Genomic DNA, 13,320 nt, shown 5'->3' with positions numbered 1-13,320 from the left:
AGATGGCACCGCGCCCGGCATCGCCCCAGATCTTCAGGTTCACCGGATTCACCTCCGGAAAATCCGGACGATTTCGGTGACTTGGTCGACTGTCGGAAACATGACACCTCCACATGGTACATGGGGTGTCCAGCAATTAGCGTGCCAAGCGCGGCACCTGAGTCTCAGGCGCGGCTGCGGCGTCCCTTGCGGCCGTAAACCTTCGATTCCTGCGCTTCAGCGCGCGCTTGCCCGAGCAAGTCGAGCTGGCGCTGCGTCATGTCACCAAGCAGGTTGACGCGCACGCGCGCCGCCTCGGCAAGCCCGAGCGCGTGATCGAGCATGGCGAGCCCGGCGCGGTCGTCGCGCCAGCCGCCCAGCCCCCGCAACCGGCCGATCGCAAGCGTCAACGCGGAGTTGGCGAGTTCAATCGCCTGCGGATCGCGGCCATCGAGCGCGGCGATAAGCCGCTCGATGCCATCAACCATGTCCTCGAGTTCTACGGTCACGCGTCGTCCCTGGAACCGAGGTCGAGCGCGATCATCTTTTCGGCAATCGCGCGTGGATCGATGCTGTAGCTGCCGTCGGCGATCTTCGCGCGCAGTTCGGCAACGCGATCGCTGTCGACCGGAGGGCCGTCCGCAAGCATCTGCGACAGCGCGGTCTCGGCGGAGGCGCGCGGTTTGGGCGCAACGCCTGCGGGCGTCGTGCCACCCTGTTCGGCAGCCTTGGTGCGGACCGGATCGATCCTGCTGGCGGGCCCAAGCCCCACGCCCTTGATCATCGTCTTATCCTTCGCTTTTCAGCGGGCCTGTTGCCCTCTTGAAGCTCTTAACGGCAATTAACGGGACAACTTTAATCGGCAATGCGAACAACGCCCGCGCGCACCACTTCGGCGAAGACCGGCGCAGCCTTTGGCGCCGATCGCACGCGGATCCGCGCGCCCGGCGCACCGTCCTGTTCGGCGACCGCCTGGGTACTGACTTCAAAGTAACGGCCCCCCGCGATCAGCTCGACGGGATCGCCCTTGCGGATCACGGGTTCCTCGCGCACCGCCGATGCCGAAAGGCCGCGTGCCAGCGGCACGCGGATCCGCCAGCCGAGCGACACGCAGCGAACCGCGACTGCACCCAGCATGGGTGCATCGAAGACCGGCGCCTGCGGGCATTGCGCGAGCTTCAGGCGGCGGTCGATCGGCGCGGCAGGGCCGCCAGGTTCGCCGACGCCCGCGCCAAGCGCCGCGACGAGCGCGGTTTCGAGCTGGTCGACATTCTGAAACGCCTGCGCCTGGACGGCTGCAGGCGCCGCAAATGCGGCGGTCAGCATCAGGTGTCGGAAAACCGTCATCGTCATGGCGAAAAACCCTTTCGCGCCATGTGTAGCAAGTACCGCGCCAGATTCAGCGCGCCGGCGTGAAACGCAGCACAAGCCGCTGCCCACCCAGCCCTTCGCGGCCGCGGCTTGGCGGCATCACGATCTGGATCGCCTGCGGATCCATGCCCGCGTTGCGGATAAGCCGGCCGAGCGCGGCGGCGCGCGCGGCGGCTAGTTCCCAGCCGTCGAAGCGCGCGGAATCGTCCGCACGGCCGATGCTGGTGATCGAGACAGTGCCGCGGCGCCTCGCCCAGCTTCGCGCAAAGCCCTCAAAGGCCACGCGTGCGTCAGGCCTGAGCACCGCTTCGCCACGGTTGAAGATCTCGTCGGCCACAATCCGACGCTCGATCGTCGCTGGCCGCGCCTCTGTCGAAAAGGCCTCACCGATGCTTTCGACCACCGCATCGGGATTGATGCTCTGTGCATGGAGCAGCACGAAAAAGGCGAGCAGCAACAGGACGAGGTCCGCGAAACTCAGCAGCCACCGCGTCTGGTCGGAAGCGCGCATCATGCGGCACGCGAACGGCGCGGTACGCGCGGCCTGAGCGGCTCGCCCAGTTCGTTATGCGCGAGATAGCCGAGATGAGCGAGCGCGCGACGCTGCCAGTCGTGCTCGAGCCCCGAAAGTCGTTCGAGACGGCGCGCGATCGGCCCCGCCACCAGATAGGACAGCACGATGCCATAAAGGGTCGTCAGCATCGCCAGCGCCATTGCCGGGCCGATGCGATCGGCGTCGTTCATCGCCGCGAACATGCCGACAAGACCGATGATCGTACCGACCATACCCATGCCCGGCGCGCTGTCCGCCACCGCATTCCAGAAATCGATCGCACCGCGATGACGACGCTCGCGATCCTCGAGCTCCTCTTCGGCCCAGCGCGTGAAATCCTCGGCGCTCGCTGCGTCGGAAAGCCGGCGGCCTGCGAGCATCAGGAAGCGTTCGGCGGTCTGGACGCGATCGGTGCAGCGGATGCTGCGCGTCTGGGCGATACGTTCCATCGCGCGCACCGCGCGCATCGCGGCATCGCTGTCGGCGGCGGGATTGGCGCGCAGCAGCGGCACCAGCGCGGCGATCGCGCGTCCGACATCATTTTTTTGCGACCTGAACACCGCAAGCAGCAGCGAACCGCCTATAACAAGCAGGAAGGCGACAGGGTCGAAATAGAGCGCAAGCCTTTCGAAAATCGCCATATCCACCCCTTGCCGGCAATGACCGGCAAAAATTTGCCGCCCCCGGCAATTGCTTGCCGCACAGGCTTTGCAGCCCCGGACATCCCCCCGGAAATGCGTGCATTTACCATTTCTGGCACGGCACTTGCGACCATTGGGCGCGACTGCTCCTGCCAATCATAACGGCGGAGCGGACAGAGCTTTAAGCGGGGGGCCGCAAATGACGACGACGCAGGATATTTTCGGTGTGCATGGCGACGCGCTTCGGCTGCGCAGCCAGCGCCTCACCCTGCTCGCGTCCAACATCGCGAACGCCGCGACGCCCAATTACAAGGCGCGCGACATCGACTTCACCCAGGCGCTGACAAAGGCGCAGGACGGCATGGCGCTCGACGCCGCCGCCGAAGACGCGATGGGCTACCGGATCCCGATGGAAGGATCGATGGACGGCAATACCGTCGAGCTCGGCACCGAGCAGACGATGTTTGCCGAGAACGCAGTGCGCTACCGCACCACCCTCTCCTTCCTCGAAGGGCGGATCGGCACGCTGATGACCGCGATCAGGGGAGAATGACAATGGCGGGTCCGCTTTCGGTCTATGACATCGCCGGCCGCGCGATGGCCGCGCAGATGGTGCGGTTGAACACCACCGCCTCCAACCTCGCCAATGCGGGTTCGGTTTCGGGCAGCAAGGAAACCGCGTTCCGCTCGCTCAAACCCGTCTTCGAGACGGTGCGCGACGGCGATGCCGCCACCGTGCGCGTGAAACAGGTGGTGAACTCGCAGGTCGAACCGACAAAGCGCCACGCGCCCGATCATCCGCTCGCCGATGCCAATGGCGACGTCTGGGAAGCCGGCGTCGACAGCGCGGCAGAGCTCGTCGAGATGATCGAGACCGCGCGCCAGTACCAGAATGTGGTCCAGGTCCTCCAGACCGCCAAGACCCTCACTCTCGACACGATCAGGATGGGCAAATGACGACAGTCAACGGTTCGACCTTCAGCAATCTCGCGCTCGAGCAGCCGCCGGGCGCGACGCACAACAACACGCTCGACCAGACCGCGTTTCTGAAGCTGATGACGACGCAGCTCAAGACGCAGGACCCCTTCAATCCCGTCGACAACACGCAGATGGTTGCGCAGATGGCGCAATTCTCGAGCGTCGCGGGCATCGCCGAGATGAACAAGAGCCTCGGCGCGATCGCGCAGGATCTTCAGGCCTCGCGGCTCGGCAGCGCGGCAAGCTGGATCGGCAAGAACGCGCTGGTCGAGACCGATCAGGCAACCCCGCTTTCGGATGGCAGCTATCGCGGCGAAGTCGCGCTGCCCGAGGATGCGTCGAACGTGATCGTCAGCCTGGTCGATGCCAATGGCCAGGTCGTCCACAACGCCACCTTCGAGAACCAGAAGGCGGGCACCACCTCCTTCGCGTGGGACGGCAAGGATGCCGAGGGCAATGCAGTTGCCGGCCCGTTGCGCGTCGTAGTCAACGCGACGGGCGCGAAGGGCGATGTCGATGCCGCGATCGGCACATGGACGCAGATCACTGGGGTTCAGTCCCCCGCGGGCGGCGCCTCGACGCGCCTCGTCACCCCGCTTGGCCTTCTTTCGCCCGACGACGCCGTACGTCTCGGCTGACGCAATTCCAGAAAAGGAACACACGCCATGTCCTTCTACACCTCGCTTTCCGGCCTCAAGGGCGCGCAGACCGAACTCGCGGTCGTCTCCAACAATATCGCCAATGTCGGCACCGTCGGCTTCAAGAAGAGCCGCACCGAATTCGGCGATCTGATGTCGGCATCGCCGATGTCGTCGGGCAATGTCGCGGGTCAGGGCACGCGGCTGAAGAGCATCACGCAGCAGTTCGGCCAGGGCGGCTTCCAGGCTTCGGAACGCGCGCTCGACATCGCGATCAGCGGCGAAGGCTTCTTCATGACGCGCGGAGAGCTGACCGGTGGCCGGATGAGCTTCACTCGCAATGGCGCTTTCGGTATCGATCCCGAGCGCTATGTCCGTGACTCGCGCGGCGCGTATCTCCAGGTGTTGCCCGTCGACACCGAGGGCAATGTGACCGCCACGGGCATTTCGGCCACGCGCAACCTGCAGATCCCGCAGACCTCGGGCGCGTCGATCTCGACGAGCGCGATCGACATCTCGGTCACGCTGCCGCAGAACGCAGATCTTCCCGCCAGCCGGCCGGTCTATAATGCCGCGAACCCCTATGCGTTCGATCGCACCGATCCCAACAGCTACAATTATTCGACCGCAGCGACCGTTTATGACGCCGCGGGCAACGCGCTTGCCGCAACGGTCTATTATGTCCGCACGGGTGCCCCCGGCGGCGCGGTGACCGACAGCACCTGGGAAGCGCATCTGTTCGTCGGCAACCAGGAGGTTTCGTCGAATCCGGCGCAGACGAGCCCCGCGGTTCCGCTGCAGCTCACCTTCGACGCCGCGGGTACGCTGACCGCGCCCGCGGGCCCGACGACCTTTGCGAGCGCACAGCCCTCGGGCGCCGCGCAGCCGCTCAACTTCACCGTCGACTTCGGCACCGCCACCACGCAGGCGGGCGGCCCCTTCGTGCCCACCGCGTTCGACCAGAACGGTGTCGCCGCAGGCAAGCTCGACAATGTCTCGGTCGGCAGCGACGGCCTCGTCACCGCGACCTTCTCCAACGGCGACACGATCCCGCTGGGCAAGGTCGTGATGGCGGCCTTCGCCAACCCTTCGGGGCTTCGTCAGTTCGGCGATGCGAGCTGGGGCATCACGGGCAAGTCGGGCGACGCCACGATCGGCGAAGCGGGCAAGGACGGTTTCGGCGTGATCCAGTCGGGTGCGCTCGAACAGGCCAATGTCGACATCACCGAGGAGCTCGTCCAGCTCATCGCGGCGCAGCGCAACTTCCAGGCGAACGCGAAAGCCATCGAGACCGCCAACACGATGACACAAGCCATCGTCAACATCCGGACCTGAGAATAGTCGGAGGGCTGGGCCATGGACCGTCTGATCTACACTTCGCTCACCGCAATGCGCGGCGCGATGGCGCGCCAGGCGACGACCGCCAACAACCTTGCGAACGCCAGCACCACGGGCTTTCGCAAGGAACTGGCGAATGCGCGCCCACTCTGGGTCGATGGTCCCGGCTACGACGCGCGCGTCGCTTCGTCGGAGGAAGTCGTCGCGGCCGACATGAGCGCGGGGGTGATTTCCGAGACCGGTCGCGCGCTCGACATTGCGCTCGAGGGCGACGCGATGCTGGGGGTGCAGGCGAAGAATGGCGAGGAAGCCTATACCCGACGCGGGGACCTGCAACTCACCGAATCGGGGCTGCTGACAACGGGTGACGGACTTCCCGTGCTCGGCGAAGGCGGCCCCGTCACATTGCCGCCGGCCGACGATGTCCGCATCGACAAGGACGGAACGGTATGGATCGTGCCCGCTGGTGGCGACCCCACACAGCCCCAGCGGGCCGATCGCCTCAAGATCGCATCGCCCACGGGTTCGGACGTTCTGAAGGGTCTGGACGGCCTGTTCCGCGTTCGCGGCGGCGGCACCTTGCCCGCCGATCCCGAGGGACGCGTGATCGCGGGCAGCCTCGAGGCATCCAACGTCAACACCAGCCAGGCGCTTGTCGACATGATCGAGGCAAGCCGCGCCTGGGACACGCAGATGAAGCTGCTCACCACCGCGCGCGATCTCGATACGGCGTCGGCCGATCTGATGCGCCTGCCTTCCTGATTTTCACGGAGACTGAAGACCCATGTCCAACACCGCTCTCCATGTCGCCCGCACCGGGCTCGACGCGCAGAACAACCGCATGCGCGTGATCGCCAACAACCTCGCCAACGTGAACACCACGGGGTTCAAGCGCGATCGCGCCAGCTTCGAGACGCTCACCTACCAGATCCTGACCGCACCGGGCGCGCCCTCATCGGGCGACAATCGCTACGCGACGGGCCTTTCGCTGGGAACGGGCGTGCAGATGACGGGAACCTCGCGGATCGATACCCAGGGTTCGCTCCAGACGACGGGCAACAGCTACGATCTCGCCATCGAGGGCGGCGGCTATTTCCAGATCGAGATGCCTGACGGCCGCACCGCCTATACGCGCGCCGGAGACTTCACGCTTTCGCCCGAGGGCCAGATCGTGACCGGCGACGGCATGCCGCTGGTGCCGCAGATCCAGGTGCCCGAAGGTGCTGAATCGGTGACGATCGGCCAGGACGGCACCGTATCGGTCAAGGTGGCGGGCGAAACCGAGTCCACCGAACTGGGGCGGATCGAGACCGCGCGCTTCGTCAACCCCATGGGCCTCCAGTCGATCGGCAACAACCTGCTGATCGAGACGCAGGCTTCGGGCGCGCCGCAGGTCGGCCAGCCCGGCCTCGATGGTCGCGGTTCGCTGCGCCAGGGTTCGCTCGAGGGTTCCAACGTCAACATCGTCGAGGAACTGGTCGACATGATCGAGACGCAACGCGCCTATGAGATCAACTCCAAGATGATCTCGGCCACCGACGAGATGCTGCGCAATGCCAACCAGACGCTCTAGCCGCCGCGCAGCGGTGGCGCTCGTCACCGGTCTCGCCACTGTGCTGTTCATCAACGCCGCCGAGGCGCGCAAGAAGGATCGCGTGTCCGAATATGCGCCGAGCTATGCGCCCGCGCCCGTCGCGGCGCCGGTTGCCAACGGTTCGATCTTCCAGGCGTCGCAGGGTTACGCCCCGCTCACCAGCGGTACGCGCGCCGCGATGGTGGGAGACGTTCTGACGATCGCGCTGGTCGAGCGCACGCTCGCCTCCAAGAGCGCCACGCAGAGCGGCGACCGCTCGGGCGAGATCGGCCTCACCCCGCCCACGACGGGGCCGCTGTCATTTTTTGAGCCCTCCGATGTTAATATGGGCGGCAACATGACGTTCAATGGTAAGGGGCAGGCCACCCAGTCGAACGCGCTCCAGGGGGAGATCAGCGTGACGGTTGCGGAGGTCTACCCCAACGGAACCATGCTGGTGCGCGGGGAAAAGCTTGTGCGGCTGAACCGGGGCGACGAATTTGTGCAGTTTTCGGGGCTGGTCCGGCCGACGGACATCAGCGCCGACAACCGCGTGCTTTCGACGCGCGTCGCCGATGCGCGCATCAACTATACCGGCAAGGGGGAAGTCGCCCGCGCCAGCCAACAAGGCTGGCTGCAGCGGTTCTTCTCCAGATTCAGCCCGTTCTGAGCATGGGGATCCGATCGATGAAGCGCCTTTTCACCTTCGCCGCCCTTCTCCTCGGCCTTGCAGCTTCGCCCGCACAGGCAGAGCGCGTAAAGGATCTCGGCCAGTTCCAGGGCCTGCGCGCCAACCAGGTCATCGGCTATGGCATCGTCGTCGGGCTTGCGGGAACGGGCGACGACAGCCTCGAATATGCGACGCAAGGCATGAAGGGCGTTACGGCGCGCTTCGGCCTGACGCTGCCGCCGGGCGTGAACCCGCAGCTCAAGAACAGCGCCGCGGTCATGATCACCGCCGAGCTTCCCGCCATGGCCAAGCCGGGCCAGCGGCTCGACGTCACCGTCTCGGCGCTGGGCAAGGCGAAGTCGCTGCGCGGCGGCACGCTGATCATGACGCCGCTGCGCGGTGCGGACGGCCAGATCTATGCCATGGCACAGGGCAGCCTTGCGGTGGGCGGCCTCGGCGTGAACGCGCAGGACGGGTCCAAGCTGTCGGTCAATGTGCCCTCGGCGGGCCGCATCCCCTCGGGCGCGACGATCGAGCAGGCGGTCGATACGGGCTTCGGCACGACCCCCCACCTCACCTTCAACCTGGCCGAAGCCGATGTGACCACTGCGCTGCGCGTTGCCGCGGCGATCAATGGCTCGCTCGGCATGGGCCGCGCACGCGCGGTAGACGCGGTCTCGATCGCGATCGACGCGCCGCAGGGCGTTGAGGCGCGCACGATGCTGATGAGCCAGATCGAAAATCTCGATGTCGATCCGGCACAGGCACCCGCGCGCGTGATCGTCAATGCGCGCACGGGCACGGTCGTCATCAACGGAGCGGTCCGCATCCGCCCCGCGGCGGTCAGCCACGGCAAGCTCACCGTCCGCGTCGACGAGAACCCGACGGTCGTCCAGCCCGCGCCCTTCTCGCGCGGACAGACCGCGCTCGAGCCTTCGAGCGACATCACCGTGGAGGAAGAGATGCGCCCGATGTTCCAGGTGCAGGAAACCGCTTCGCTTGCGGACATCGTCAAGACGGTCAATGCCATCGGTGCCTCTCCCGCCGATCTCGTCGCCATCCTCGAGGCCTTGAAGCAGGCGGGCGCGATGAAGGCGGAGCTGGTGATCCTGTGACGACGCCCATCGCCTCGACAGGCGCGCGCCCGTCCGCCGCCACGCAGCAGCGTGCCGAGCTGAAAAAGGCCGCGCAGGCCTTCGAAGCCGTTTTCCTGCGCCAGATGATCGGATCGATGCGTCAGGCGAGCTTTGGCGACGACCTGTTCGGGAGCGAGGCGACCAGCCAGTTCCGCGAAATGTCCGATGCGCGACTGGCCGACTCGATGGCTGAAAAGGGCGCGTTCGGTATCGCCGAGATGCTGATCGGGCAGCTCGGCAAGCATTTGCCCGGGGATGAGGGAGCCGCGAAATGAGCGATCTGCTGCGCATCGGCGCGATGGGCGTGTCGGTCTATCGCAACGCGCTGACGACGGTCGGCGACAATGTCGCCAATGCGCAGAGCGAGGGCTATTCGCGCCGCGACATCAAGCTGCGCGAAACGGGGATCCTCGGTGCGGGCCAGCCCTTCTACAACGACAAGTTCACCGTGGGTGGCGTGCGCGTCACCTCGATCGAGCGAAGCTGGGACGCGTTTCGCGCCGCCGACGCACGGCTCAGCAATTCAGATTCGGCGCAGTCCCAAACGCGGCTGCGCTGGCTGAGCGCAACCGAGGTTGCGCTCGACGATGGTCCTGCGGGTATCGGTCAGAGGCTGACCGCTTTTTACAACGCCGCCGACGCACTAGCAGGTGATCCGGGCGGCGCGGCGCCGCGGCGCGCGATGCTCGCGGCGCTGCAGGATGTCGCCAACGCCTTCCATACCAGTGCAGACGGTCTGGCGCGTGCCGCCGAAGGTATCGCGACCGAGGCGCAGACATCGGTCGCGGCGGTAAACAACGAACTCAAGGCACTGGCCGATGTCAACGTCGCGATCGCGCGATCGCAGCCCGGTGGCTCGGGACGCGCGAGCCTTGAGGACGAGCGCGACCGGCTGCTCGACAGCCTCTCGACCAAGATCCAGATCGACTATGAGATCAGCGCCAAGGGCGAGGCGACGGTGCGCGCGCGCGGTACGACGACACCCAATCTGGTCGCCGGTCCCGATGCGGGCATCGTCATGCTCCAGACCGCCGTCGACGGCCGGCTTTCGCTGATGATTACCGCCGAGGGCAGCACCGATCCCCTGCCCGTGATGGCCGGATCGATGGCGGGACTGATCGACGCCTCAAACGCGGTTGCGGGCCGCCGGCAGGAACTCGACGCACTCGCCGCCGATTTCGCCACCCAGCTCAATGCCTGGTCGGCTGCTGGCACCGACAAGGCGGGCAATCCGGGCGCTGCGATGCTTTCGGGCGCAACTGCGGCGACTCTGCAAGTCGTGATGACCAACCCCGACGGCATTGCTGCTGCAGGCGCCGGCACCGAGAACGGCAACCTGCTCGCGCTCCAGGCGCAGCGAAGCGACACCGGGCCCGAAGCGCGGATGTCCAACATGATCAACATCCTGGCGCAGCAGCTCGCCTCGGCAAAGACGCAGGATGCAGCGCTCACGACGCGGCGCGACAACGCCTTTGCCGCGCGCGAGGATGTGTCGGGTGTCGACCTCGACCGCGAGGCGGCCGAACTGATCCGCTACCAGCAAGCCTATGACGCCTCGTCCAAGATCATCCAGGTCGCGCGCGAGACGCTCCAATCCATTCTCGCGATATTCTAACAGGGATTTGAGACCATGATCATTGGCGGCCGCAACCGGATCAGCGCAGAAATCGCCCGCCAGACGCGGCTTGCCGAGGCGATCGCGCGATCGCAGGTCGAGATCTCGGGCCAGAAGCGCATCCTCGCGCCGTCGGACGACCCGGCGGGCTATGCGCGCGTCGGCCAGATCCAGCGCTCACAGTCGAACGAGGCCGTATGGGCGGCCAATGCCGACGCCGCCGCTGCGCTCGCGGCGCGCGCGGATTCCGCGCTGGACAGCGTCGTTACAGCCGCGACGCGCTCGGTCGAGCTGATCACGCTGGCGCGCACGGGCACCGTGAACGCCGAAGATCGTCAGGCCTATGCCATAGAGCTTCAGGGACTTGCCGCCGATATCCGCGCACAGATGGCGCAGACCGATCCGCGCGGTCAGGCGGTCTTTCCGCTAACCGCGCCGCTCGCGATCCCGGTCGGGAAGAGCCTTGAGCTGAGCGGGACGCTCCAGCTCGACCGCGTCTTCGGCACCGGCGCGACGGACCTTGCGACGATCATGGATGACGCGGCCGCAGCGCTCGCGATCGTCGACGACGCCACGCGCAATGCAGCGACCGCAACCGCGCTCACCCGGCTCCAGGACGCTACTGGCCGCGCCATCGACGCGCGCAGCGAACAAGGCGCGCGCATGACGCTGATCGACTCGGCGCTCGAACGGCTGACCAACTCCAAGCTGGCGCTGTCGGAGGAGCGGCTGGGCATCGAGGCGACCGACATTCCCGAAACCGTGGCGCGGATGAACGCGCAGATGCTGACGCTCGAAGCCGCGCAGGCGGCGTTCGCCCGCATCAACCGCAAGACGCTGTTCGACCTGCTCGGTTGATGCAAATTCGCGCTTAAATCTGCGCCTCCTGAGCCGTTAACGGTTACAGGAGGCCAAGCCCGACGAAGGCCAGCTTCCGACGACGGTTTTCTGCTTGCTTCGGGGGTTGTCCATGTTTCCTGCGATCGGCCTGGTCGTGCTTCTGGTGATGGTGTTCGGCGGCTTCATGCTGACGGGCGGCGACCTGGGTGCTGTGCTGCACGCACTCCCCCACGAAATGCTGATCATCGGCGGCGCCGCCGCTGGCGCGCTCATCATCGGCAATTCGGGCAAGGAGCTGAAGCAACTCGGCGGCGGCTTCACCAAGATCTTCAAGGGCCCGAAGTACAAGAAGCAGGATTTCCTCGACGTGATCCTGCTGATCTCGACGCTGATGAAGCTGCTGCGCCAGGAAGGCCCCGTCGCGCTCGAGCCGCACATCGAAGAGCCGCAGGCCTCGACGATCTTCACGCAATATCCCAAGCTGATGAAGGACCAGACGCTGGTCCACCTCATCACCGACACGCTGCGCCTCGTCGTCGTCTCGTCGGGCACGCTCGACCCGCACGCCGTCGAAGAGGTGATGGACAACGGCATCAAGACGCACCACCACGATGCGATCCGCCCCGCCGAGCAGCTCCAGACGCTGGGCGACGCGCTCCCCGCGCTGGGAATCGTCGCGGCGGTGCTCGGCGTGGTGAAGACGATGGGCTCGATCGACAAGCCGCCCGCGGTGCTGGGCGCGATGATCGGATCAGCGCTCGTCGGCACCTTTCTCGGCGTGCTGCTGGCTTACGGAATGGTCAACCCCTTCGCCAATCGCGCGCGCCAGGTGATCGAGGCCGACGCCGCGATCTACGACGTCGTCAAGCAGATGATCATCGCCTCGCTCCACGGCCACCCGATCCCGCTGGTGATCGAGGCCGCGCGTTCGGGGATCAGCCATTCGAACCAGCCGGCCTTTGCCGATGTGTTCGACGGCATGCGCGGCCGCTGAGCGATGGCGAGCGACACCAAAAAGCGCGGCAGGAACGAGCCCGAGCCGCGCCCGATCATCGTCAAGAAGATCGTCGAGGCGGGACATGGCGGCCATCATGGCGGCGCGTGGAAGGTGGCCTATGCCGACTTCGTGACCGCGATGATGGCGTTCTTCATGCTGCTCTGGATCCTCGGCGCGACCACCGAGAAGCAGCGTCGCGGCATCGCTGACTATTTCACGCCGACGCTGGTCGAGATGCGGCAGAAAAGTGCGGGTTCCAACGGCCCGTTCGGCGGCGATTCGATCGTTTCCAAGGACAATTATCCGCACAAGGCCGCGCAGACGGGGTCCAAGAGCCTGACCATCCCCAAGGACGCGACGGGTGGCGACAAGGAGGGCGCGGGCGAGCAGAAGATGCGCGATCGCAAAAGGTTCATGATGCTGCGCCAAGCGCTGATTGACCGGATGAAGCGTGATCGCCGGCTTGCGAAGCTGCAGAAGAATGTCCGCTTTACCGAGACGCGCGAGGGGCTGCGCATCGACCTGGTCGACGAGGCCGATTTCGCGATGTTCTCGCTCGGTACCGCGACACTGCTGCCCGACGCGCGCAAGCTGATCGGAGAGGTCGCGACCGTGATCGAAGGCGTGCCCAATGACGTGATCGTGCGCGGCCACACCGACGCGCTTCCCTATGCATCGGGCCGCACCGACAACAACTGGCTGCTGTCGAGCTCGCGCGCAGAGACCACGCGGCAGACGCTGGGCGACAATGGCGTGCCGATCGACCGTTTCGCACGGATCGAGGGCGTAGCCGACCGCGAACCCTTCGTTCCCACGGATATCTACGACCCACGCAATCGCCGCATGTCGATCACGCTCGCCTGGCTCAAATATGACGAAGCGGGCGCGAAGGCCAGTGCGGGCATGGCGCTGGCGGCACGGTAAACCGACCTGCCGATTGCGGACGAAATCGCGCGATCGTCTCACCAATTGACTTTGGCTTCCCGCTCCA

18 protein-coding genes are annotated in these 13,320 nt (G+C 66.0%); 13 read left to right on the top strand and 5 right to left on the bottom strand.

Translation table 11 applies throughout. The features are described 5' to 3' along the window. Positions 1-164 precede the first annotated feature (164 nt). The 5 genes from MKI88_RS02810 to MKI88_RS02790 form a co-directional block, all read right to left on the bottom strand. A complete protein-coding gene (locus MKI88_RS02810) occupies positions 165-488 on the bottom strand; it encodes a hypothetical protein (RefSeq protein WP_241629392.1) in 324 nt (107 codons plus the stop codon). Next, on the bottom strand, positions 485-763 hold the full coding sequence (gene flgM, locus MKI88_RS02805) for a flagellar biosynthesis anti-sigma factor FlgM (RefSeq protein ID WP_241629391.1): 279 nt from the start codon (positions 761-763) through the stop codon (positions 485-487). Before flgM ends, MKI88_RS02810 begins: the two co-directional genes overlap by 4 nt. Positions 764-834: 71 nt before the next feature. Continuing rightward, positions 835-1,332 (bottom strand): flagella basal body P-ring formation protein FlgA, encoded by a 498-nt coding sequence (locus MKI88_RS02800; protein WP_241629389.1) that lies wholly within the window; start codon positions 1,330-1,332, stop codon positions 835-837. A 46-nt stretch (positions 1,333-1,378) separates the two neighbouring features. Further along, complete coding sequence (locus MKI88_RS02795) at positions 1,379-1,864, bottom strand: flagellar motor protein MotB (protein ID WP_241629387.1); 486 nt, start codon at positions 1,862-1,864, stop codon at positions 1,379-1,381. Continuing rightward, positions 1,861-2,544, bottom strand: coding sequence for a MotA/TolQ/ExbB proton channel family protein (locus tag MKI88_RS02790; protein WP_241629386.1), 684 nt, complete (start codon positions 2,542-2,544; stop codon positions 1,861-1,863). Before MKI88_RS02790 ends, MKI88_RS02795 begins: the two co-directional genes overlap by 4 nt. A 199-nt stretch (positions 2,545-2,743) precedes the next feature. Between MKI88_RS02790 and flgB the strand changes: the two genes are divergently transcribed. The 13 genes from flgB (at position 2,744) to MKI88_RS02725 (ending at position 13,253) form a co-directional block, all read left to right on the top strand. After that, complete coding sequence (flgB, locus tag MKI88_RS02785; protein ID WP_241629384.1) at positions 2,744-3,097, top strand: flagellar basal body rod protein FlgB; 354 nt, start codon at positions 2,744-2,746, stop codon at positions 3,095-3,097. A gap of 2 nt (positions 3,098-3,099) precedes the next feature. Further along, entirely contained in the window at positions 3,100-3,501 is a 402-nt protein-coding gene (gene flgC, locus MKI88_RS02780; protein ID WP_407073292.1) for a flagellar basal body rod protein FlgC, read from the top strand. Next, positions 3,498-4,160 carry a flagellar hook assembly protein FlgD gene (locus MKI88_RS02775; RefSeq protein WP_241629380.1) on the top strand — a complete coding sequence of 221 codons (663 nt, stop codon included), beginning with the start codon at positions 3,498-3,500 and terminating at the stop codon, positions 4,158-4,160. Before flgC ends, MKI88_RS02775 begins: the two co-directional genes overlap by 4 nt. A gap of 27 nt (positions 4,161-4,187) precedes the next feature. Continuing rightward, entirely contained in the window at positions 4,188-5,495 is a 1,308-nt protein-coding gene (locus tag MKI88_RS02770; RefSeq protein ID WP_241629378.1) for a flagellar hook protein FlgE, read from the top strand. Positions 5,496-5,516: 21 nt separating this feature from the next. Then, positions 5,517-6,260 (top strand): flagellar basal body rod protein FlgF, encoded by a 744-nt coding sequence (locus tag MKI88_RS02765; RefSeq protein WP_241629376.1) that lies wholly within the window; start codon positions 5,517-5,519, stop codon positions 6,258-6,260. Between the two features lie 22 nt (positions 6,261-6,282). After that, positions 6,283-7,071, top strand: a complete 789-nt coding sequence (gene flgG / locus MKI88_RS02760; RefSeq protein ID WP_241629375.1) for a flagellar basal-body rod protein FlgG — start codon at positions 6,283-6,285, stop codon at positions 7,069-7,071. Further along, entirely contained in the window at positions 7,052-7,741 is a 690-nt protein-coding gene (locus MKI88_RS02755; protein ID WP_241629373.1) for a flagellar basal body L-ring protein FlgH, read from the top strand. The genes flgG and MKI88_RS02755 overlap by 20 nt, the downstream gene beginning before the upstream one ends. 17 nt (positions 7,742-7,758) lie before the next feature. After that, complete coding sequence (locus MKI88_RS02750; protein ID WP_241629371.1) at positions 7,759-8,856, top strand: flagellar basal body P-ring protein FlgI; 1,098 nt, start codon at positions 7,759-7,761, stop codon at positions 8,854-8,856. After that, a complete protein-coding gene (locus MKI88_RS02745) occupies positions 8,853-9,152 on the top strand; it encodes a rod-binding protein (RefSeq protein ID WP_241629369.1) in 300 nt (99 codons plus the stop codon). Before MKI88_RS02750 ends, MKI88_RS02745 begins: the two co-directional genes overlap by 4 nt. Next, positions 9,149-10,492: a flagellar hook-associated protein FlgK gene (gene flgK / locus MKI88_RS02740; protein ID WP_241629367.1), complete on the top strand. Its 1,344-nt coding sequence runs from the start codon at positions 9,149-9,151 to the stop codon at positions 10,490-10,492. Before MKI88_RS02745 ends, flgK begins: the two co-directional genes overlap by 4 nt. A gap of 15 nt (positions 10,493-10,507) precedes the next feature. Beyond that, a complete protein-coding gene (locus tag MKI88_RS02735) occupies positions 10,508-11,350 on the top strand; it encodes a flagellin (protein ID WP_241629365.1) in 843 nt (280 codons plus the stop codon). A 112-nt stretch (positions 11,351-11,462) separates the two neighbouring features. Beyond that, positions 11,463-12,326, top strand: a complete 864-nt coding sequence (motA, locus tag MKI88_RS02730; protein WP_241629363.1) for a flagellar motor stator protein MotA — start codon at positions 11,463-11,465, stop codon at positions 12,324-12,326. A gap of 3 nt (positions 12,327-12,329) precedes the next feature. Then, positions 12,330-13,253: a flagellar motor protein MotB gene (locus MKI88_RS02725; protein ID WP_241629361.1), complete on the top strand. Its 924-nt coding sequence runs from the start codon at positions 12,330-12,332 to the stop codon at positions 13,251-13,253. Positions 13,254-13,320: the final 67 nt, after the last annotated feature.

Origin of the sequence: Sphingomonas sp. LaA6.9 (assembly GCF_022601895.1) — a bacterium.
Lineage (GTDB): Bacteria > Pseudomonadota > Alphaproteobacteria > Sphingomonadales > Sphingomonadaceae > Sphingobium_A.
This window is presented reverse-complemented; position numbering and strand designations above follow the sequence as displayed.

What these genes read in the sequence shown, in the direction of transcription:
- MKI88_RS02795 (WP_241629387.1), bottom strand. Translation starts at nt 1,864, where the DNA reads ATGATGCGCGCTTCCGACCAGACGCGGTGGCTGCTGAGTTTCGCGGAC.
- MKI88_RS02800 (WP_241629389.1), bottom strand. Translation starts at nt 1,332, where the DNA reads ATGACGATGACGGTTTTCCGACACCTGATGCTGACCGCCGCATTTGCG.
- flgK (WP_241629367.1), top strand. Translation starts at nt 9,149, where the DNA reads ATGAGCGATCTGCTGCGCATCGGCGCGATGGGCGTGTCGGTCTATCGC.
- flgM (WP_241629391.1), bottom strand. Translation starts at nt 763, where the DNA reads ATGATCAAGGGCGTGGGGCTTGGGCCCGCCAGCAGGATCGATCCGGTC.
- MKI88_RS02755 (WP_241629373.1), top strand. Translation starts at nt 7,052, where the DNA reads ATGCCAACCAGACGCTCTAGCCGCCGCGCAGCGGTGGCGCTCGTCACC.
- MKI88_RS02750 (WP_241629371.1), top strand. Translation starts at nt 7,759, where the DNA reads ATGAAGCGCCTTTTCACCTTCGCCGCCCTTCTCCTCGGCCTTGCAGCT.
- MKI88_RS02790 (WP_241629386.1), bottom strand. Translation starts at nt 2,544, where the DNA reads ATGGCGATTTTCGAAAGGCTTGCGCTCTATTTCGACCCTGTCGCCTTC.
- MKI88_RS02775 (WP_241629380.1), top strand. Translation starts at nt 3,498, where the DNA reads ATGACGACAGTCAACGGTTCGACCTTCAGCAATCTCGCGCTCGAGCAG.
- MKI88_RS02765 (WP_241629376.1), top strand. Translation starts at nt 5,517, where the DNA reads ATGGACCGTCTGATCTACACTTCGCTCACCGCAATGCGCGGCGCGATG.
- motA (WP_241629363.1), top strand. Translation starts at nt 11,463, where the DNA reads ATGTTTCCTGCGATCGGCCTGGTCGTGCTTCTGGTGATGGTGTTCGGC.
- flgB (WP_241629384.1), top strand. Translation starts at nt 2,744, where the DNA reads ATGACGACGACGCAGGATATTTTCGGTGTGCATGGCGACGCGCTTCGG.
- MKI88_RS02725 (WP_241629361.1), top strand. Translation starts at nt 12,330, where the DNA reads ATGGCGAGCGACACCAAAAAGCGCGGCAGGAACGAGCCCGAGCCGCGC.
- flgG (WP_241629375.1), top strand. Translation starts at nt 6,283, where the DNA reads ATGTCCAACACCGCTCTCCATGTCGCCCGCACCGGGCTCGACGCGCAG.
- flgC (WP_407073292.1), top strand. Translation starts at nt 3,100, where the DNA reads ATGGCGGGTCCGCTTTCGGTCTATGACATCGCCGGCCGCGCGATGGCC.
- MKI88_RS02735 (WP_241629365.1), top strand. Translation starts at nt 10,508, where the DNA reads ATGATCATTGGCGGCCGCAACCGGATCAGCGCAGAAATCGCCCGCCAG.
- MKI88_RS02770 (WP_241629378.1), top strand. Translation starts at nt 4,188, where the DNA reads ATGTCCTTCTACACCTCGCTTTCCGGCCTCAAGGGCGCGCAGACCGAA.